General features: G+C 73.4%; 14 protein-coding genes. 10 read left to right on the top strand and 4 right to left on the bottom strand.

Going from position 1 to position 18,815, the window contains the following annotated elements; genetic code table 11:
* Position 1: 1 nt before the first annotated feature.
* Positions 2-1,057, bottom strand: a complete 1,056-nt coding sequence (locus HA073_RS18110; protein WP_043329458.1) for a MoxR family ATPase — start codon at positions 1,055-1,057, stop codon at positions 2-4.
* A 401-nt stretch (positions 1,058-1,458) separates the two neighbouring features.
* Here HA073_RS18110 and leuS point away from each other — a divergent pair, with 401 nt between their 5' ends.
* A complete protein-coding gene (gene leuS / locus HA073_RS18105) occupies positions 1,459-4,299 on the top strand; it encodes a leucine--tRNA ligase (RefSeq protein WP_166456905.1) in 2,841 nt (946 codons plus the stop codon).
* 46 nt (positions 4,300-4,345) lie between these two features.
* On the opposite strand, the gene HA073_RS18100 is transcribed toward leuS, so the two are convergent.
* From HA073_RS18100 to HA073_RS18090, 3 genes are read right to left on the bottom strand one after another with little or no spacing between them, the layout of a single operon-like run.
* Positions 4,346-5,023, bottom strand: a complete 678-nt coding sequence (locus HA073_RS18100) for a TVP38/TMEM64 family protein (RefSeq protein ID WP_369799370.1) — start codon at positions 5,021-5,023, stop codon at positions 4,346-4,348.
* A gap of 29 nt (positions 5,024-5,052) precedes the next feature.
* Positions 5,053-5,775, bottom strand: a complete 723-nt coding sequence (locus HA073_RS18095; RefSeq protein WP_043329464.1) for a type 1 glutamine amidotransferase — start codon at positions 5,773-5,775, stop codon at positions 5,053-5,055.
* Positions 5,765-7,012 carry a MurT ligase domain-containing protein gene (locus tag HA073_RS18090; protein WP_064446416.1) on the bottom strand — a complete coding sequence of 416 codons (1,248 nt, stop codon included), beginning with the start codon at positions 7,010-7,012 and terminating at the stop codon, positions 5,765-5,767. Before HA073_RS18090 ends, HA073_RS18095 begins: the two co-directional genes overlap by 11 nt.
* Positions 7,013-7,367: 355 nt before the next feature.
* On the opposite strand from HA073_RS18090, the gene mraZ reads away from it, so the two are divergent.
* The 9 genes from mraZ to murG all read left to right on the top strand — a co-directional run bounded on the left by mraZ (position 7,368) and on the right by murG (position 18,806).
* Entirely contained in the window at positions 7,368-7,799 is a 432-nt protein-coding gene (mraZ, locus tag HA073_RS18085; protein WP_013287610.1) for a division/cell wall cluster transcriptional repressor MraZ, read from the top strand.
* Positions 7,800-8,003: 204 nt separating this feature from the next.
* A complete protein-coding gene (gene rsmH, locus HA073_RS18080; RefSeq protein ID WP_166456918.1) occupies positions 8,004-9,113 on the top strand; it encodes a 16S rRNA (cytosine(1402)-N(4))-methyltransferase RsmH in 1,110 nt (369 codons plus the stop codon).
* A complete protein-coding gene (locus HA073_RS18075; protein ID WP_043329466.1) occupies positions 9,110-9,691 on the top strand; it encodes a hypothetical protein in 582 nt (193 codons plus the stop codon). Before rsmH ends, HA073_RS18075 begins: the two co-directional genes overlap by 4 nt.
* 3 nt (positions 9,692-9,694) lie before the next feature.
* Positions 9,695-11,908, top strand: coding sequence for a penicillin-binding protein 2 (locus tag HA073_RS18070; RefSeq protein WP_064445225.1), 2,214 nt, complete (start codon positions 9,695-9,697; stop codon positions 11,906-11,908).
* Positions 11,909-11,960: 52 nt separating this feature from the next.
* A complete protein-coding gene (locus HA073_RS18065) occupies positions 11,961-13,523 on the top strand; it encodes a UDP-N-acetylmuramoyl-L-alanyl-D-glutamate--2,6-diaminopimelate ligase (protein WP_187694459.1) in 1,563 nt (520 codons plus the stop codon).
* On the top strand, positions 13,520-14,929 hold the full coding sequence (murF, locus tag HA073_RS18060; RefSeq protein WP_043329471.1) for a UDP-N-acetylmuramoyl-tripeptide--D-alanyl-D-alanine ligase: 1,410 nt from the start codon (positions 13,520-13,522) through the stop codon (positions 14,927-14,929). Before HA073_RS18065 ends, murF begins: the two co-directional genes overlap by 4 nt.
* Complete coding sequence (gene mraY, locus HA073_RS18055) at positions 14,926-16,053, top strand: phospho-N-acetylmuramoyl-pentapeptide-transferase (protein ID WP_043329473.1); 1,128 nt, start codon at positions 14,926-14,928, stop codon at positions 16,051-16,053. The genes murF and mraY overlap by 4 nt, the downstream gene beginning before the upstream one ends.
* A gap of 231 nt (positions 16,054-16,284) precedes the next feature.
* Positions 16,285-17,700, top strand: a complete 1,416-nt coding sequence (locus HA073_RS18050) for an FtsW/RodA/SpoVE family cell cycle protein (RefSeq protein WP_176722845.1) — start codon at positions 16,285-16,287, stop codon at positions 17,698-17,700.
* Positions 17,700-18,806, top strand: a complete 1,107-nt coding sequence (gene murG, locus HA073_RS18045) for an undecaprenyldiphospho-muramoylpentapeptide beta-N-acetylglucosaminyltransferase (protein ID WP_043329477.1) — start codon at positions 17,700-17,702, stop codon at positions 18,804-18,806. The genes HA073_RS18050 and murG overlap by 1 nt, the downstream gene beginning before the upstream one ends.
* Positions 18,807-18,815 lie beyond the last annotated feature (9 nt).

Genomic DNA, 18,815 nt, shown 5'->3' with positions numbered 1-18,815 from the left:
GTCACGGCCTCCGCGGCTCGTACGGCCCGCGGCCGTTGTTGCCGCCGCCGGGGCGGGTGTCGTACGGCGAACGCTGCCGGTCGTGCGGGAGCGGCAGGCGGTGCACCAGCTCGGAGACGATCGCGTCGGTGGTGCGCCGGGCCAGCTGGGCGTCGGCGGTCGGGATGATCCGGTGCGCCAGCACCGGCACCGCGAGGACCTGGAGGTCGTCCGGCAGCACGTAGTCGCGGCCCTCCAGGGCGGCCACCGCGCGGGCGGTGCGCAGCAGCTGGAGCGTGGCCCGCGGGGACGCGCCCAGGCGCAGGTCCGGCGCCTCCCGGGTGGCGGTGACCAGGTCGATCGCGTACTGCTTGACCGCGTCGGCGACGTGCACCTGCCGGACGTGACCGATCAGCCGGCGGACGGTGGCCGCGTCGGAGACCGGCCGCAGCCCCGACAGCGGGTCGGTGGCGCCGTGCCCGTCGAGCATGGCCAGCTCGGCGCGCGGGTCCGGGTAGCCCATGGCGATGCGGGCGGTGAACCGGTCGCGCTGCGCCTCGGGCAGCGGGTACGTGCCCTCCATCTCGATCGGGTTCTGCGTCGCGATCACCATGAACGGCGTCTGCAGCTGGTAGGTGACGCCGTCGACGGTGACCTGGCGCTCCTCCATGCACTCCAGGAGCGCCGACTGGGTCTTCGGCGAGGCCCGGTTGATCTCGTCGCCGACCACCAGGTTGGCGAAGACCGCGCCGGGGCGGAACTCGAAGTCGTGCGTCTCCTGGTTGTAGACGCTCACGCCGGTGACGTCGCTGGGAAGCAGGTCGGGGGTGAACTGGATCCGCCGGACCGAGCAGTCGATGGACCGGGCCATCGCCTTGGCGAGCTTGGTCTTGCCGACGCCGGGCACGTCCTCGATGAGCAGGTGGCCCTCGGCCAGCAGCACCGCCAGGGCGAGCCGGACGGTGGCGGTCTTGCCCTCGATGACCTGCTCGATGTTGGCCACGATGGCCTCGCTGGCGGCGCGGAACTCGTCGTGCGGCAGCAGACCGCCCACCTCGTCCCAGGTCTGTTGTGTCACGGGCCTCCTCCTCGTCGCCTGGACGGCAGCTCTTTATAGAGCACCTGGACCCGCCGTTGGGTTCGCGACGCCGAGCCACGTCTGCCGCAGTAATCTCACTGGCCTCTCAGGCTAACCATGTTTGTCGTTACTGCCGACTCCCGCAGGTGGTCGGTCGGTTACGCCCGGAATATTCGCCGGACCGGGGGACCGGCCGCTCCGGGCGGAACAGGCGCGCCGCCGCCGAGGGCTGCGAGGTACACTGCCTGCATGGCCGGGTTCTTCCTGCTTCTTACCGAGCCGTGTTGATGCGCTGAACGCGCGACAGCACGGCCGCCCCTCCTGCGCGAGGGGCTTTTTTGTGCCCGCAGCAGACCGCCCACAATTTTTTCGAATCGCCCGATCCGCGCCGAGGAGACGCCATGAGTGAGGCAGCCGCACCGGCGACCGACATTCCCCCGTTCCGGTACACCGCCGCACTGGCCGACGAGATCGAACACCGCTGGCAGGACACCTGGGAGCGGGACGGCACCTTCCACGCGCCGAACCCGACCGGCCCGCTGGCCGACCCGGGTCATCCGCGCGCGGGCGCCGAGAAGCTGTACGTGCTGGACATGTTCCCGTACCCCTCCGGCGCCGGCCTGCACGTCGGCCACCCGCTGGGCTACATCGGCACCGACTGCTACGCCCGCTACCAGCGGATGGCCGGGCGCAACGTGCTGCACGCGATGGGCTTCGACGCGTTCGGCCTGCCCGCCGAGCAGTACGCGGTGCAGACCGGCACCCACCCCCGCACCACCACCGAGGCGAACATCGAGCGGTACCGGGCGCAGCTGCGCCGGCTGGGGCTGGGCCACGACGAGCGGCGGTCGGTGGCGACCATCGACACCGACTTCTACCGCTGGACGCAGTGGATCTTCCTGCAGGTCTTCAACTCCTGGTACGACACGGACGCACGCAAGGCCCGGCCGATCGCCGAGCTGATCGCCGAGTTCGAGGGCGGCACCCGCGCCACCCCGGACGGGCGGCCGTGGGCCGAGCTGTCCGTGGGGGAGCGGCGGCGCGTCGTGGACGACCACCGCCTGGCGTACGTCTCGGAGGCGCCGGTCAACTGGTGCCCGGGGCTGGGCACCGTGCTGGCCAACGAGGAGGTCACCGCCGACGGCCGCTCCGAGCGCGGCAACTTCCCGGTCTTCAAGCGCAACCTGAAGCAGTGGATGATGCGGATCACCGCGTACGGGGACCGGCTGCTGGAGGACCTGGACACACTGGACTGGCCGGAGCCGATCAAGCTGCAGCAGCGCAACTGGATCGGCCGGTCGACCGGCGCGCACATCGACTTCCCGACCGCCGCCGCGCCGGTGCGGGTGTTCACGACCCGGCCGGACACCGTCTTCGGCGCCACCTACATGGTGCTGGCCCCCGAGCACGAGCTGGTCGACGTGCTGACGCCGGCCGCCTGGCCGGAGGGGACGAAGGACGCCTGGACCGGCGGGCACGCGAGCCCGCGTGAGGCCGTCGAGGCGTACCGGAAGGCCGCCGCGGCCAAGACGGACATGGAGCGGCAGGCGGACAGCAAGGAGAAGACCGGCGTCTTCGTCGGCGCCTACGCGACCAACCCGGTGACCGGCGGGCAGATCCCGATCTTCATCGCCGACTACGTGCTGGCCGGGTACGGCACCGGCGCGATCATGGCGGTGCCCGCGCAGGACGAGCGGGACTGGGACTTCGCCGAGGTCTTCGAGCTGCCGATCGTGCGGACCGTGCAGCCGCCGGAGGGCTTCGCCGGCAAGGCGTACACCGGGGACGGCCCGGCGATCAACAGCGCCGCGCCGGAGCGCGGCATCGACCTGGACGGCCTGGGCGTCACCGAGGCCAAGGCGCGGATCATCGAGTGGCTGGAGGCGAACGGACACGGCGCCGGCGCGGTCACCTGGCGGCTGCGCGACTGGCTGTTCTCCCGGCAGCGTTACTGGGGCGAGCCGTTCCCGATCGTGTACGACGAGACCGGCGCGCCGATCGCGCTGCCCGAGTCGATGCTGCCGGTCGAGCTGCCCGAGGTGGAGGACTTCTCGCCGAAGACGTTCGACGCCGACGACGCCGACAGCAACCCGGAGACCCCGCTGTCGCGGCGGCGCGACTGGGTCGAGGTGGAGCTGGACCTGGGCGACGGGCCCAAGCGCTACACCCGCGAGACCAACGTGATGCCGCAGTGGGCCGGCTCCTGCTGGTACGAGCTGCGCTACCTGGATCCGACCGACTCGCAGCGCTTCGCCGACCCGGAGAACGAGGCGTACTGGATGGGGCCGCAGCGTCCGGGTGACTGCGGCGGCACCGACCTGTACGTCGGCGGCGCCGAGCACGCCGTGCTGCACCTGCTGTACGCGCGCTTCTGGCACAAGGTGCTGTACGACCTGGGCCACGTCTCGTCGTTCGAGCCGTTCCGCCGCCTGTTCAACCAGGGCATGATCCAGGCGTACGCGTTCGTCGACCCGCGCGGCGCGTACGTGCCCGCCGAGGAGGTCGTCGAGGTCGACGGCCGCTGGTTCCACGGCGAGACCGAGGTCCGGCGCGAGTACGGCAAGATGGGCAAGTCGCTGAAGAACGTCGTCACCCCGGACGACATGTGCGCGGCGTACGGCGCGGACACGTTCCGGGTGTACGAGATGTCGATGGGCCCGCTGGAGGTGTCCCGCCCGTGGGAGACCCGGGCGGTCGTCGGCTCGTACCGGTTCCTGCAGCGGGTCTGGCGCACCGTCGTCGACGAGCAGACCGGGGAGCTGCGGGTCACCGACGAGCCGGCCGACGAGGCGACCCGGCGGCTGCTGCACAAGGCGATCGACGGGGTCCGCGCCGACATGGACGGCATCCGGTTCAACACCGCCATCGCCAAGCTGATCGAGCTGACGAACGGCCTGACCCGGCTGGCGGAGACGCCGCGTGAGGTGGCCGAGCCGCTGGTGCTGATGGTCGCCCCGTTCGCCCCGCACATGGCGGAGGAACTGTGGCGCAAGCTGGGTCACGAGGAATCCCTGACGTACGCGGACTTCCCGGTCGCCGACCCGGCCCTGCTGGTGGCCGAGTCGGTCACGTACCCGGTGCAGGTCAACGGCAAGGTCCGGGGCCGGATCGAGGTGCCGGCCGACGCGTCCGAGGAGACCGTCCGCGCGGCGGCGCTGGAGGCGGTGGCAGGCGCGCTGGCCGGCAAGGAGCCGCGCAAGGTGATCGTGGTGAAGGGCCGGATGGTCTCGGTCGTCGTCTGACCCGGCGGGTGGGCGTGTCCACACGCGGGACACGCCCACCCGCCGGTCAGGTCGCGCGGCGTCGCCGTTCGGCCCGCCACCAGCGGTGGATGATCAGCACACTGGCGATCAGGCCGAGGCTCGCAGGCGCCGCCGCGTACCAGTTGATCGACCCGGGCGTGGTCACCGCCGCGCCGATCGCCGCGTAACCGATGGCGGTGGGGGCGGAGGCGATCACGCTGCCGGCCAGGAACGGCCCCACCCGGGCGGCGGTGGTGCCGTAGCCGTAGCTGACCAGGCCGAACCCGGCGATCGGCAGCAGCCGGACGGTGATCACGCCGAAGACGCTCTGCCGGGCGAACCAGCCGTCGAGGCGGGCCAGCCGGCCGCGTACCCGCTCGGCGACGAAGTCGCGCCCGAGCACCCGCCCCACCGTGAAGCCGAGGGCCGCCGCCAGCAGCGCCGCGCCGAGCGCGTACGCGGCGCCCTGCACCGGGCCGAAGATCGCGCCCGCGGCCAGCGTGACGAACGTGCGCGGCACCAGAGCCACCAGCAGCAGCGCGCCGCCGAGAACCGCCGCGGGCGGGCCGTAGCCGCCGAGCGAGTCGGCGAGCCGGGGCAGGTCGGCCGGATCCGGCCGCGGCACCAGCAGCAGCGTCACGCCGAACCCGGCGAGCAGCAGCAGGAGCAGCCCGAACCGGCGCGCCGAGGGCTGCCGCAGCAACCCGGCGAGCCGGCGGGCCACCGGTCGCCGCCCCGGCCGGGCGGCGTCGGTCACGGCCTCGGGGCGGCGGCCACCGCGGTGCGGCGTTCGGAGCGGAGCCGGTCGGCCCAGGTGTCGTCGAGCGGCGGAAGCTGGTGGATGCCGGTCGCCCAGCGCAGCAGCAGGTCGGCCAGGTCGGGGTTGCGCGCCAGCGCCGGGCCGTGCGAGTAGGTGCCGAGCAGCTTGCCCCGCCACGCGCCCTCGGTGGCGCCGTCGTTGCCGACGCCCGTGGTGACCCGGGCCAGCGGGGACACGCCGGGGCCGAGGTGGGTACGGCCGCCGTGGTTCTCGAACCCGGACAGGTGCGGGATGCCCAGCCGCGGGTCGACCTCGCCGGCCAGCTCGCCGACGGCCCGGGTGGGGCCGCGGTCGGAGGAGAGGTCGAGCAGCTCCAGGCCGGCGCACTGGGTGCCCTTGGCGAAGAAGGAGGTGCCGAGCAACTGGTAGCCGGCGCAGACGCCGAACACCACCGAGCCCTGGGCCACCGCCCGGTGCAGGCCGCCGTCGGCGATCAGGCGCTGGGCGCCGAGCGCCTGCGGGCCGTCCTCGCCGCCGCCGAGCAGGTAGATGTCGGCGGTGGCGGGCAGCCGCTGGTCGGAGCGGACCTCCAGCACCTCGACCGGCATGCCGCGCAGCTGGGCCCGGCGGGCCAGGATCAGCGCGTTGCCCCGGTCGCCGTAGGTGGACAGCAGGTCGGGATAGATCCAGACGATGCGCAGGCTCTCAGTTGACACGGTCCAGCTCCGCTCGGATGTCCTGGAAGGCGGTGTAGTTGGCGATGACCTCCAGCCGGCCCGGCGGCACCGCGCGGACCGCCTCGTCGAAGCTGCGGACGTGCTGGAACGGCACGCCGTTGACCTCGAGCCGCACCGCCAGGTCGTACGCCCGGTCGCCGGTGATCAGCACCTGCCGGCCGGTCAGCGGGGAGAAGTCCACGTCGAACAGCCAGGACGTGTCCAGCCCGTCGGGGTCGCGGGCGTTGATGGACAGCAGTGTCGGCGCGACGTCGGCCATGTCGAACGCCTCCAGCCAGCTCGCCGGGTTCTTCGCCAGCAGCAGCCGGATGTTGCGCCCGTCGCGGTTCACCTGGGCGTAGCGCCCGGCCACCGAGGTGACGGTGCCGAGCCGGGAGACCGCGTCCACCGGGCGTACGCCGAACTCGGCGGCGACGGCCAGGGCGGTGGCCGCGTTGCCGAGGTTGACCTTGCCGGGGAGCTGAAGCTGGATCTTGTGCCAGGCGCCGGTGGGGTCGAGCACGCCGTCGTCCTCGACCGTCCAGTTCGGCTCGGGGCGGCGCAGCGGGCAGCCGGTGCACCACCACTGCTCGCCGGAGCGCTGGATGGTGGAGCCGCACTCGGGGCAGACCCAGGAGTCGTCGTGCCAGCGCTGCCCGGCGCTGAACCAGGTGACGTGCGGCGGCACGTGGCCCTGGGCCGGGTCGGCCGGCGGGGTGGCGGCCCACACCACCATCGGGTCGTCGGCGTTGGCGACCACCCGTACCCGCGGGTGCCGGACCAGGGCGGCGCGCCAGAGCTGCGCCATCATGGCGACCTCCTTGGCGCGGTCGAGCTGGTCGCGGGAGAGGTTGAGCAGCGCCACCACGTGCGGCTCGGTCGCCTCCAGCACCTGGGCGAGGTAGTGCTCGTCGACCTCCAGCACCGCGTACGGCGTGCTGCCGGCCTTGGCGAGCGCCGAGGTGTGGCCGGTGGGCATGTTCGCGCCGAAGGAGTTGGTGGCGACCCGGCCCAGCACGCCGACCGCGGCGGTGGTGAGCCGGGTGGTGGTGGTCTTGCCGTTGGTGCCGGACACCAGGGCGATGGCGCGCCCGGCCGAGAGGTGGGCGAGCAGGTCCGGGTCGATCTTGAGGCCGATCCAGCCGCCGATCACCGAGCCGTCGCCACGGCCCGCGGCCCGCGACAGCGCCGCGGCGGTGCGCGACACGGAGCTGGCCACCTTTGCCCGCAAGGGCATCTTCGCGTCCGTCACGCGAGCGAGGTTACCGGACCGCCACCTCCACCAGATCGCCGCCGACGGCGAACCGTTCGGCCGGGGACGTTCCGGCGGACGGGTGGAGCGCGCGGGGCCGGACGGCGTCGGTCGATGTCGGGTAGCGGACGGTGCCGGGCGCGCCCCACCCCCTCCACTCCGCCCCACCCGCGTTGACGTGCGGTTTTGCGCGCGGAAACGCCACGCCGCGCGGGCGATTCTGGTTGCAGGTGGAGGGAAGTGGAGTAGAGTGGGGCGCGATGGTGAGGCCGGGAGGGCCACACCGGCCCGGGGGGTCAGCGGCGCCGCGAACGCCGCTCAGGGCGAGGGGGTTGGGCCGATGTTCCTCGGCACCCACACTCCGCGCCTGGACGACAAAGGCCGGTTGATCCTGCCGGCGAAGTTCCGGGACGAACTGGCGGGGGGTGTCGTGATCACCAAAGGGCAGGAGCGCTGCCTCTACGTCTTCCCGATGCCCGAGTTCCAGCGGATCGCCGACCAGTTGCGCGCGCAGCCGATGACGAGCAAGGCGGCCCGGGCCTACAGCCGGGTCTTCTTCGCCAGCGCGCACGACGAGGTGCCGGACAAGCAGGGGCGGGTCACCATACCCGGCCACCTGCGGTCGTACGCGGCACTGGACCGGGATCTGGTCGTGATCGGAGCGAGCACCCGGGTGGAGATCTGGGACAAGGCGGCCTGGGAGGCCTACCTCGCGGAGAGCGAAGACGACTTCGCCGACATCGAGGAGGGGGTGCTGCCCGGCGGTCTGTAGGGCGTGACGGCGCCCGACGTACTGCGAGATCTCCAGCCGCTTTCGAGTTCCTGGCACCCCTTCCCCGGTGCCAGGCGCACGATCCGACACGGAGGGCCGCGGCCTCCGGCGGGCGGGAGCGGATGGGGATCTGGCGGTATGGCGAGGCGTCGTGGCGACGACGGACACGTGACGGAACGGTTGGCGAACGGGGTGGGGGTCGAGATGGGGGAGCTACGCGGCACGCACGTGCCGGTGCTGCTCGAGCGGTGTCTCGAGCTGCTGGCCCCCGCACTGGGCCGGCCCGGCCGCACCGTCCACGTCGACGCCACGCTCGGCCTGGCCGGGCACGCCGAGGCGGTGCTCACGGCGCATCCGGACACGGTGCTGATCGGCCTGGACCGGGACACCGAGGCGCTCGCCCACGCGCGGGTCCGCCTGGCCCGGTTCGCCGACCGGATCCACCTGGAGCACGCCGTCTACGACGAGCTGCCCGAGGTGCTCGACCGGCTCGGTTACCCGGCGATCGACGGGGTGCTGTTCGACCTGGGCGTCTCGTCGCTGCAACTGGACGCGCCCGACCGCGGGTTCGCGTACGCGCAGGACGCGCCGCTGGACATGCGGATGGACCAGACCCGGGGGGTGACCGCCGAGGAGGTGGTCAACACCTACTCCCACCCGGACCTGGCCCGCCTGCTGCGGGTGTACGGCGAGGAGAAGTTCGCCGGGAAGATCGCCTCGGCGATCATCCGGGAACGGGAGCGGGCCCGGATCACGTCGTCGGCCCGGCTGGCCGAGCTGGTCCGGGAGAGCATTCCGGCGCCAGCCCGACGAACTGGCGGACACCCGGCAAAGAGAACGTTTCAGGCTTTACGGATCGAGGTAAACAGAGAACTGGCAGCGCTGGAGACAGCGCTGCCGGCCGCTCTGGACAAGCTCACAGTGGGCGGCCGCATGGTGGTCCTGTCCTACCACTCGCTGGAGGACCGGCTCACCAAGCACGCGCTCGCCGACCGGGTCCGCAGCAAGGGCCCGGTCGACCTCCCGGTCGAACTGCCCGGGTCGGGCCCGACGTTCCGGCTGTTGAGCCGGGGCGCCGAGCTGCCCGGGGAGGCGGAGGTGGCCGCGAACCCGCGCGCCGCCTCGGTGCGGCTGCGGGCAGCGGAGCGGCTCGACCTGGAGGCGGCCCGGCAGGGGCGTACCGACCGCGAACGGTACCGCCGCCGGGTGAAGGCGATGCACCAACCGGGGACGGGGTCACCGGGGTCCGGGACGGACCCCGCGTCGGCTCCGGGGGACGGGATCGGGACGGACGAAGAGGGGGAGGGGACATGAACGTCGAGAAGCGCGACGGCCGGGGAGCCGTCGGGCAGCGCGCACCGCGGTCGGGGGGCCGGACCGCGGCGCAGCGCACCACGCGGGCCACGACGGCGACCGACCGCCGGGAGGACACTCGCGCCCGGGGGGCGCGCGAGTTCCCGACGCAGGGCAGCGCCGCTCTGCGGCCGGCCGAGCGGACCCGGGTCACCGGCACGCCGGCGCCGCGCCTGCGGGTCGCCCCGCCGGCGCCGATCCGGGTGCCCCGGGCGCCTTTCGTCGCACTGATCCTGGTTCTCGTGGTCGGTGGGGTGCTGGGCATCCTGGCCGTCAACACCAAGATCAATGAGAACGCCTTCAAGCTGGAGAGGCTCCAGCAGCAGCAGGCCAAGCTCGACGTGGACGAGCAGGAGCTCAAGAAGGAGATCGCCAACCAGAAGGCGCCCGGCAACCTGACCGCCAACGCCCGCAAGCTGGGCCTGGTCGAGTCCGAGGACCCGGCCTACATCCGGCTGCCGGACGGGCAGACCATCGGGGTGCCGCACCCCGCCCAGGGCGCCCCGTCGGTCACCAGCCAGCAGGGCAACGGAGGCTGAGCGGTGCCGCCGAGATCGGAGGATCCGCGCCGGGACGCCACGGGCTCCCGGCGCGGATCGTCGCGGGGGTCGGAGCCGCGCGAGCCGGGTCTCGGCGGGATCTCCGACGCCCGGGCGTACACCCCACGCGGACGGACCGTGCGCGAGGGCGGCGGCGCCGAGCAACGGCGTACCCCCCGCAGCACCCGGTCCGGCGACCCGTTCCGGCCCGCGTTGCAGGTGCTCGACGGCGGCCGGGCCGGGCGTGCCGGCACGCGCGAGCCCACGGGTGACGGCGCCCGGACCGGCCGCCGGGCCACCGCCGCGGGCGGCCGGGCCGGCGTGGTGCGGACCGTCTCGTCCCGGCCCGTGCGGGAGCCGTTCGACGACGAGGAGGACGCGCCGCCGCCGCGCCGCCGGTCCCAGCCGCGCCGTCCCGCCGCCCAGCCGCGCCGACCGGTCCGCAAGCCGCGCCGGCCCCCGCGGCTGGGCGATCCGCGCCGGCGGCTGCGCCTCGGCACGCTGCTGGCGCTGACGTTGTTCGCCAGCATCGGCGTGCGGCTGGTCTACCTCCAGACCGTCGACACCCCGGCGTACGCCGACGGCGGCCTGCCCAACCGGCTCGCCGTGGTCGAGCTGCCGGCCCCGCGCGGGGCGATCCTCGACCGCAACGGTGAGCCGCTGGCGCACAGTGTGGAGGCCCGGTACGTGTTCGCCGACCCGACCCGGGTCAAGGACCGCGCCGCCACCGCACGGGCGCTGTCCCCGTTGCTCGGCGTGCCCGCCTCGGACCTGGCCGAGAAGATGCGCGAGCGCAACCTGCCCGGCACCGACACCCCGTTGCAGTTCGTCTACCTGGCCCGGGGCGTCGAGATCGGCACCGCGAAGCGGATCATGGCACTCGACCTGGCCGGCATCAACGTGCACCGGGACGAGCGGCGCGAGGTGCCCGGCGGGGACCTGGCCGCGAACCTGCTCGGCTTCGTCGGCCAGGACATGAACGGCCTGGAGGGGCTGGAGGCCAGGTACGACGACGTGCTGCGGGGACAGGCCGGCAAGCGGACCTACGAGGTGGGCCAGGGTGACCTGGCCGCGCCCATCCCGGGCGGCTACAGCCGGACCACCCAGCCGAAGCCGGGCAGCTCGCTGCAACTCACTGTCGACCGGGACCTGCAGTTCATGACCCAGCGGATCCTGGCGAAGCAGACGGAGAAGGTCAAGGGCAGCGTCGGCGCCGCGGTGATTATCGAGATCCCCAGCGGCGAGGTGCTGGCCCAGGCCAGCCAGCCGACGTACGACGCGGCCAACCCCACCAAGGTCACCTCGCCGTCGGACCGGGACGACGCGGCCACCACGTTCGTGGTCGACCCGGGCTCGATCCACAAGGCGATCACGTTCGGCGCGGCGCTCCAGGAGGGCGTGATCACCCCGGACACCGCGTTCCCGGTCGCCAACACCATCGAGCGGGGCGGGGTTACCTTCCGCGACACCCACCCGGTCGACGGCCGCACCATGAGCATCCCCGGCATGCTCGCCTTCTCGTCGAACGTCGGCACGATCGAGATCGGCGAGAAGCTGGGCAAGGAACGGCTCTTCGACTACCAGAAGCGGTTTGGGCTGGGCCAGGTGACAGGCGAGGGCATGCCGGGTGAGGCGGCCGGCCGGCTGCTCCCGCCGGACCAGTGGAGCGGCTCGGCGTACGGGTCGGTGCCGATCGGGCACAGCGTGGACGCCACGCCGCTGCAGATGGCCGCCGCGTACGCGGCCATCGCCAACAACGGCACGTACGTGCAGCCGCACCTGGTCAAGGAGACGATCGGCGCGGACGGCACACGCAGCCCCGCCGCGACGCCGACCACCCGGTCCGTGCTCAGCCCCGCGAACGCGGCCGCGCTGCGCCGGATGATGGAGGCGGTCACCACCGTCGACGGCCCGGAGGGGCAGGCCACCGGGCTGGCCGCCGCTGTGCCCGGCTACCGGGTGGCCGGCAAGACCGGCACCGGGCTGCGCTACGACAACGGCAAGCAGCAGCCCGGTGAGGTCGGCTCGTTCATCGGCATGGCCCCGGCGGAGAACCCCCGGTACGTGGTGGCGGTCTTCGTGTGGAGCCCCGGCGGCGGTGGCGGCGCGGTGGCCGCGCCCGCGTTCCGGGAGATGATGGGCTTCACTCTCCGCCACTACCGGGTGCCTCCGTCGCTGACCAACAAGTCCCCGAAGTTCGAGGTCTTTCCGCGCTGAGCCGGGACGGCGGGACATCATCGGTGAGTGGCGACGAACCACCGGGGCGGCTGTGCGGTCGGAACCGGACGACCGGGTAGGGTCTGACGCCGTGCCCGGCAATCCACGTCCCGCCACCGTGCGTCCCGTACGGCTCGGCGACCTCGCCGCCCGCGTGGCGGTGACCCCGCCGGAGGGGGCCGCCGAGGTGGCTGTCACCGGCGTGACCCACGCCAGCCAGGAGGTCCGCCCCGGCGACCTGTACGCGGCCCTGCCCGGCGCGCGGCGCCACGGCGCGGAGTTCGCCGCCGCCGCCGCCGAGGCGGGCGCGGTGGCCCTGCTCACCGACCCGGCCGGCGTGGCGCTGGCCGCCGGCGCCGGCCTGCCCGTGCTCGTCGTCGACGACCCGCGCGAGGCGCTCGGCGAGGTGGCCGCGACGGTCTACGGCGACCCGACCGCCGGCCTGACCGTGATCGGCGTGACCGGCACCGCCGGCAAGACGTCCACCAGCTACCTGGTCGAGTCCGGGCTGCGCGCCGCCGGGCGCGTCACCGGCCTGATCGGCACCGTGGAGACCCGCCTCGGCGATCTGGTGATCGACAGCGTCCGGACCACCCCGGAGGCCACCGACCTGCACGCCATGCTCGCGGTGGCCCGCGAGCACGGGGTGGACACCGTGGTCATGGAGGTGTCCAGCCACGCCCTGGCGATGGGCCGCGTCGGCGGCGTCCGCTTCGACGTCGGCGGCTACACCAACTTCGGCTCCGACCACCTGGACTTCCACGCCGACGAGGCGGACTACTTCGCGGCCAAGGCCCGGCTGTTCGACGGCCGCTGCCGGGTCGAGGTGCTCAACCACGACGACCCGGCGCTGCGCCCGCTGTACAAGCCGGGCACGGTCACCTACTCGGCAGCCGGCGACCCGGACGCCACCTGGTGGGCCGAGGGCATCGACGGCGAGGGGTACGCGCAGCGCTTCACCCTGCACGGGCCGGACGGGCTCGCGCTGCCCACCGGGGTGGCGCTGCCCGGCCGGCACAACGTGGCGAACGCGCTGCTGGCCGTCGCGCTCCTGGTCGCCGTCGGGGTGGACGCGGAGACCGCGGCGCGCGGCGTGGCCGCCTGCGGCGGCGTGCCCGGGCGGCTGGAACTGGTCAGCGGCGACGCCCCGGTACGCGGGGTGGTCGACTACGCGCACAAGGCCAACGCGATCGAGGCGGTGCTGACGGCGCTGCGCGACCTGACCGGCGGCCGGCTGATCTGCGTGCTGGGCGCCGGCGGCGACCGGGACCGGGGCAAGCGGCCGGTGATGGGCGGCGTGGCCGCGCGCGGCGCCGACGTGGTGCTGGTGACCGACGACAACCCGCGGACCGAGGACCCGGCCGCGATCCGGGCCGAGGTGCTGGCCGGCGCGTACGCCGCCGCGACCCCGGCCCGCGTCATCGAGGTGCCCGGGCGGCGGGCGGCGATCGAGGAGGCGGTCCGGGTGGCCGAACCGGGTGACGTGGTGGCGGTGCTGGGCAAGGGCCAGGAACGCGGCCAGGAGATCGGCGGCGAGGTGCTGCCGTTCGACGACCGGGTGGAGCTGGCGGCGGCGCTGCGCGCCCGCTTCGGTGACCTGGTGGGTCAGCGGTGATCCCGCTGACGCTGGCCGAGGTGGCCACCGCCGTCGACGGCCGGCTCGTCGGCGCCGACCCGGACGCCCGGGTCACCGGCACCGTCGAGTTCGACTCCCGCAAGGTGAGCCGGGGCGGCCTGTTCGTGGCCTTCCCCGGCGAGCGGGTGGACGGCCACGACTACGCGGCCGGCGCGATCTCCTCGGGCGCGGTGGCGGTGCTCGGCACCCGGGAGGTGCCGGGCGTGCCGATGGTGCTCGTCGGCGACGCGCTCGACGCGATGGGCCGGCTGGCCCGCGCCGTCGTCGACCGGCTGCCCGGCCTGACCGTGATCGGGCTGACCGGCTCGTCCGGCAAGACCACCACCAAGGACCTGATCGCCCAGGTCGCGGTCCGGCTCGGCCCGACGGTGGCCCCGCCCGGCTCGTTCAACAACGAGCTGGGGCACCCGTACACGGCGCTGCAGGCCACCCCGGAGACCCGCTTCCTGGTGATGGAGAAGGGCGCCCGCGGGGTGGGGCACGTCCGGTACCTGTGCGACGTGGTGCCGCCCCGGATCTCGGTGGTGCTCAACGTCGGCGTGGCGCACCTGGGCGAGTTCGGCTCGGTGGAGGCCATCGCGCTGGCCAAGGGGGAGCTGGTCGAGGCGCTGCCGTCCGACGGGCTGGCGGTGCTCAACGCCGACGACCCGCGGGTGGACGCGATGTCGACGCGTACGCAGGCCCGGGTGGTGCGGTACGGCGAGTCGGAGCGCGCCGACGTGCGCGCCGTGGACGTGACGCTCGACGGCCGGGGCCGGCCCTCGTACACGCTTGTCACCCCGGAGGGGAGCGCGCCGGTGCGGCTCGGGCTGACCGGCCGGCACCAGGTTTCCAACTCGCTCGCCGCGGCGGCGGTCGGGCGGGAGCTGGGCCTGCCGCTGCCCGACCTGGCGGCGGCGCTGAACGAGCTGGGCCTGGTCTCCACCCGGCGGATGGACGTCTTCGAGCGCCCCGACGGGGTGACCGTGATCGACGACTCGTACAACGCGAACCCGGCCTCCACCGGCGTGGCGCTGCGGGCGTTGGCCAGCATGCGCGGCGAGGGGCGTACGGTCGCGGTGCTCGGCTACATGGCCGAGCTGGGTGACTTCGAACTTCAGGGGCATCAGCAGGTCGGCCGGCTCGCGGCCGAGCTGGGAGTGGACCGGCTGCTCGTGGTGGGCGAGCCGGCGGCGCCGATCCACGAGGGCGCGACAGCGGTAGGCAATTGGGGAGGAGAGTCGGTGCTGCTCAGCGATCAGGCGGCGGCCGTCGAGGTGCTGCGGAGCGAGCTGCGTCCGGGAGACGTGGTGCTGGTGAAGGGCTCCCGGTACCGGACCTGGGAGGTGGCCGACGCGCTGCGCGCGGACGCCCGCGAGGGTGCGACGGAGGGCGGCGCCGCATGAGGGCGGTCATCGTCGCCATCGGGGTCGCGTTCCTGATCTCGCTGTTCTGCACCCCGATCGCGATCAAGGTGTTCGCCCGGCTGAAGGCCGGCCAGCCGATCCGGTCGAACCTCGGGCTCGCCAGCAACGAGGGCAAGAAGGGCACGCCGACGATGGGCGGCGTGGTCTTCATCCTGGCCACTGTCATCGCGTACGTCGCCGGGCACCTGGCCCTGACCACGCTGCCGGACGCGCAGATCGCCCAGGTCGAGCCGACGATCACGGCGCTGGTGCTGCTGGGGCTGATGGTGTTCTCCGGCGCGGTCGGCTTCATCGACGACTTCCTGAAGGTGCGCAAGCGGCACAGCGGCGGCCTCAACAAGCGGGGCAAGCTGGCCGGGCAGATCCTGGTCGGCGCGGTCTTCGGCGCGGTGGCGGTCTACTTCCCGTCGAGCATGACCGACGCCGGCGGCAACGCGACGAACACCGAGACGGTGGCCAGCACCACGCTGAGCTTCATCCGGGACATCCCGGCGCTGGAGATCGGCAAGATCGGCTCGGTGATCGTCATCATCATGGTGGTCATGGCCGCCACCAACGGCGTCAACCTCACCGACGGCCTGGACGGCCTGGCCACCGGCGCCTCGGTGATGGTGCTCGCGGCGTACGCGCTCATCGCGTTCTGGCAGTACCGGCACTGGTGCGCCGACCCGAACTACACCGAGGCGTACTGCTACACCGTGCGCGATCCGCTGGAGATCGCGCTGATCGCCGGCGCGGCGGCGGGCGCCTGCGTGGGCTTCCTGTGGTGGAACACGTCCCCGGCGCGGATCTTCATGGGTGACACCGGCGCGCTCGGGCTGGGCGGCCTGATCGCCGGCATGGCGATGTCCACCCGCACGATCCTGCTGCTGCCGATCCTGGGCGGCCTGTTCGTGATCATCACGATGTCGGTGGTCATCCAGATCATCTCGTTCCGTACCACCGGCAAGCGGGTGTTCCGGATGTCGCCGTTGCAGCACCACTTCGAGCTGGCCGGCTGGAGCGAGGTCAACATCGTGGTCCGGTTCTGGATCATCGCCGGCATCGGCGTGGCCATCGCGCTGGGCCTGTTCTACAGCGAGTTCCTCGCCGCGGTCAGCTAGGTGTAAGGAAGGGCCCCTTATTAACAGACGTCTGTTAATAAGGGGCCCTTCCTTCAGATCCGACACGCCGACCGGGCGGTTGCGCCACGGGCGGGCGGGGCGAGCGGCAATGATGGGCCTGTGGGGGAGGGACGAGACATCCAGGTGACCAGCGACCCGCCGGCCCGCCGTGCGCCGGCGGCCACGCCTCCGGCCGAACCGCCGGCGGCGCGCTGGGATCCGGCCGGTGGGCTGGCCGCGCTGCGTGGCCTGCTGGCCCGGCCGCTGGCCTCGTACTACCTGCTGCTGTCCAGCGTCGGACTGCTGCTGCTGATCGGCCTCACCATGGTCTTCTCCGCGACCAGCGTGAAGGACTTCGCCGAGGGCGGCGACGCGTCCGCGTCGCTGACCAAGCAGGCCGTGTTCGCGGTGATCGGCATCGGCGCGTTCTGGGCCTGCCAGCGGCTGCCCGCGCGCACGTTCCGGGCGGTCAGCCGCCCGGCGCTGGGGGTGGCGGTCGCGCTGCTGCTCCTGCTCAACCTGCTCGTCGCGATGGGCTCGCTGTTCGGGGTGACGTCGATCGGGCCGTTGCGGGCCGAACTCCTCTCACTCTCGCTCGGCCCGATCTCGCTGCAACCGGTCGAGGTGGCGAAGTTCGCGCTGGTGCTGTGGGCGGCGCACGTGCTGGCCCGCAAGGGCGCGGTGCTGGGCTGGTGGAAGGAACTGGCCACGCCGCTGTTCCCGGTGGTGGGCCTGCTGTTCGTGCTGGTCGGCTACAACGACCTGGGCAGCATGCTGTGCCTGCTCGCGCTCGTGGTCGGCATGCTCTGGGCGGCGGGCGTACGGACCCGGGTCTTCGCCGCGCTCACCGCGATCGGCCTGGCCGGCATCGGCCTGCTGGTGGCCGCGGCCTCGCTGGGCGCCGGCTCCGGCTCCCGGGGCGCCGACAACTACCGGCTCGGCCGCCTCACCATGTGGCTCGACCCGCCCTCCCCGCGCACGTGTTTCGAGCAGGAGCTGCCGAACTGCTACCAGCTCGTGCAGGCCCGCTACGCGATCGGCAACGGCGGCTGGTTCGGCGTCGGCCTGGGCCAGAGCTCGCTGAAGTGGAACTGGCTCCCCGAGGCGCACAACGACTTCATCTTCGCCATCGTCGCGGAGGAACTGGGCGTGGTCGGCTGCACCGTGATCCTGGTGCTGTTCGCCGTGCTCGCGTACACCGGGCTGCGCATCGCCCGCCGGGTCGAGGACCCGTTCCGCCGGCTCGCCGCCGCCGGCGTGACCGCCTGGCTGGTCGGCCAGGCGGTCATCAACATCGGTGGCGTGACCGGGCTGCTGCCGCTGACCGGCGTACCGCTGCCGTTCATCTCCGACGGCGGCAGCGCCCTGGTGGTGACGCTCGCCGCGGTCGGCATGCTCGCCTCGTTCGCCCGCGCCGAGCCGGACGCCGCGCGAGCGCTGCATGCCCGTCCGCCCGCCCGATGGGTCCGACTAGTGTGGGCCCCGTTGCCGCCGCTTCCCGGCCGGCGCCGCAAGCCGGCGTCGCCGCCGGCCGACCGAGGGTCCGTGCCCCGGTCCCGGCAGCGGCGGCAGGACGATCAGGCCGCGCCCCGCGGCGCCCGGTCCGACCGGGCGCGCACCGGCGCGGCGAGCGAGAGGAGACGCTGATGGGTCCGCTGCGTTCGGTGGTGCTCTGCGGAGGGGGTACGGGCGGGCACATCTACCCGCTGCTCGCCTTCGCCGACTGCCTGCGCCGACACGACCCGAGCGTCCGGATCACCTGTCTGGGCACACCGAAGGGGCTGGAGAACGAGCTGATCCCGCCGGCCGGCTACGACCTGCGGCAGATCCCGGCGTACCAGCTTCCCCGGTCGGTGAACATGAGCCTGGTGCGCACCCCGGACCGGATGTGGAAGGCGGCCCGCGCCGCGGGCAAGGTGATCGACGAGGTCCAGGCCGACGCCGTGGTCGGCTTCGGCGGGTACGTCTCGGTGCCCGGTTACCTGGCCGCGTGGCGGCGGGAGCTGCCGATCGTCATCCACGAGGTGAACGTGCCGCCGGGCGTGGCGAACCGGCTCGGGATGAAGTTCACCAAGAACGTCGCGGTGGGCTTCCCGCACCAGCCGGCCCAGGCCGAGGCGCTGCGCGACGCCCGGGTGGTGGGCGTGCCGCTGCGCCGGGGCATCGCCGGGCTGGACCGGGCCGCCCTGCGTGACGCCGCCCGCGCCCACTTCGGACTCCGTCCCGACCTGCCGGTGCTGTTCGTCGCCGGTGGCTCGCAGGGCGCCCGCTCGATCAACCTGGCCGTGTCCGGCGCGGCGAAGGAGCTGGCCCGCAACGGCGTGCAGGTGCTGCACGTCATCGGCGCCCGCAACGAGCCGGTCTCGGTGCCCACCGACCTGCCGGTGCCGTACGTCACGCTGCCGTACCTGTCCGAGATGGAGCTGGGCTACGCCGCCGCCGATCTGATGCTGGCCCGGGGCGGCGCGATGACCTGCGCCGAGGTGGCCGCGATCGGACTGCCCACCGTCTACGTGCCCTACCCGCACAGCAACCAGGAGCAGAAGCGCAACGCGCTGCCGGTGGTGGAGGCGGGCGGCGGTCTGCTGGTCGACGACGCCGAGATGACCCCGGCCTGGGTGGAGCGGACGGTGATCCCGCTGATCCGGGACCCGCAGCGGCTCTGGGCGATGAGCCAGGCGGCAGCCGGCTACGGCCGCCGCGACGGCGACGTGGCGCTGCTGAACTTCGTCTACGAGGCGGTGGCCCGCTGATGAGGGAAA

It is taken from the genome of Micromonospora sp. CMU55-4 (assembly GCF_011602315.1).
GTDB classification, from domain to species: domain Bacteria; phylum Actinomycetota; class Actinomycetes; order Mycobacteriales; family Micromonosporaceae; genus Micromonospora; species Micromonospora chalcea.
The sequence above is the reverse complement of the archived record's forward strand: the minus strand, read 5'-3'. Positions and strand labels throughout refer to the sequence as shown.

What these genes read in the sequence shown, in the direction of transcription:
- leuS (WP_166456905.1), top strand. Translation starts at nt 1,459, where the DNA reads ATGAGTGAGGCAGCCGCACCGGCGACCGACATTCCCCCGTTCCGGTAC.
- mraZ (WP_013287610.1), top strand. Translation starts at nt 7,368, where the DNA reads ATGTTCCTCGGCACCCACACTCCGCGCCTGGACGACAAAGGCCGGTTG.
- HA073_RS18090 (WP_064446416.1), bottom strand. Translation starts at nt 7,012, where the DNA reads ATGCCCTTGCGGGCAAAGGTGGCCAGCTCCGTGTCGCGCACCGCCGCG.
- murG (WP_043329477.1), top strand. Translation starts at nt 17,700, where the DNA reads ATGGGTCCGCTGCGTTCGGTGGTGCTCTGCGGAGGGGGTACGGGCGGG.
- mraY (WP_043329473.1), top strand. Translation starts at nt 14,926, where the DNA reads ATGAGGGCGGTCATCGTCGCCATCGGGGTCGCGTTCCTGATCTCGCTG.
- HA073_RS18075 (WP_043329466.1), top strand. Translation starts at nt 9,110, where the DNA reads ATGAACGTCGAGAAGCGCGACGGCCGGGGAGCCGTCGGGCAGCGCGCA.
- rsmH (WP_166456918.1), top strand. Translation starts at nt 8,004, where the DNA reads ATGGGGGAGCTACGCGGCACGCACGTGCCGGTGCTGCTCGAGCGGTGT.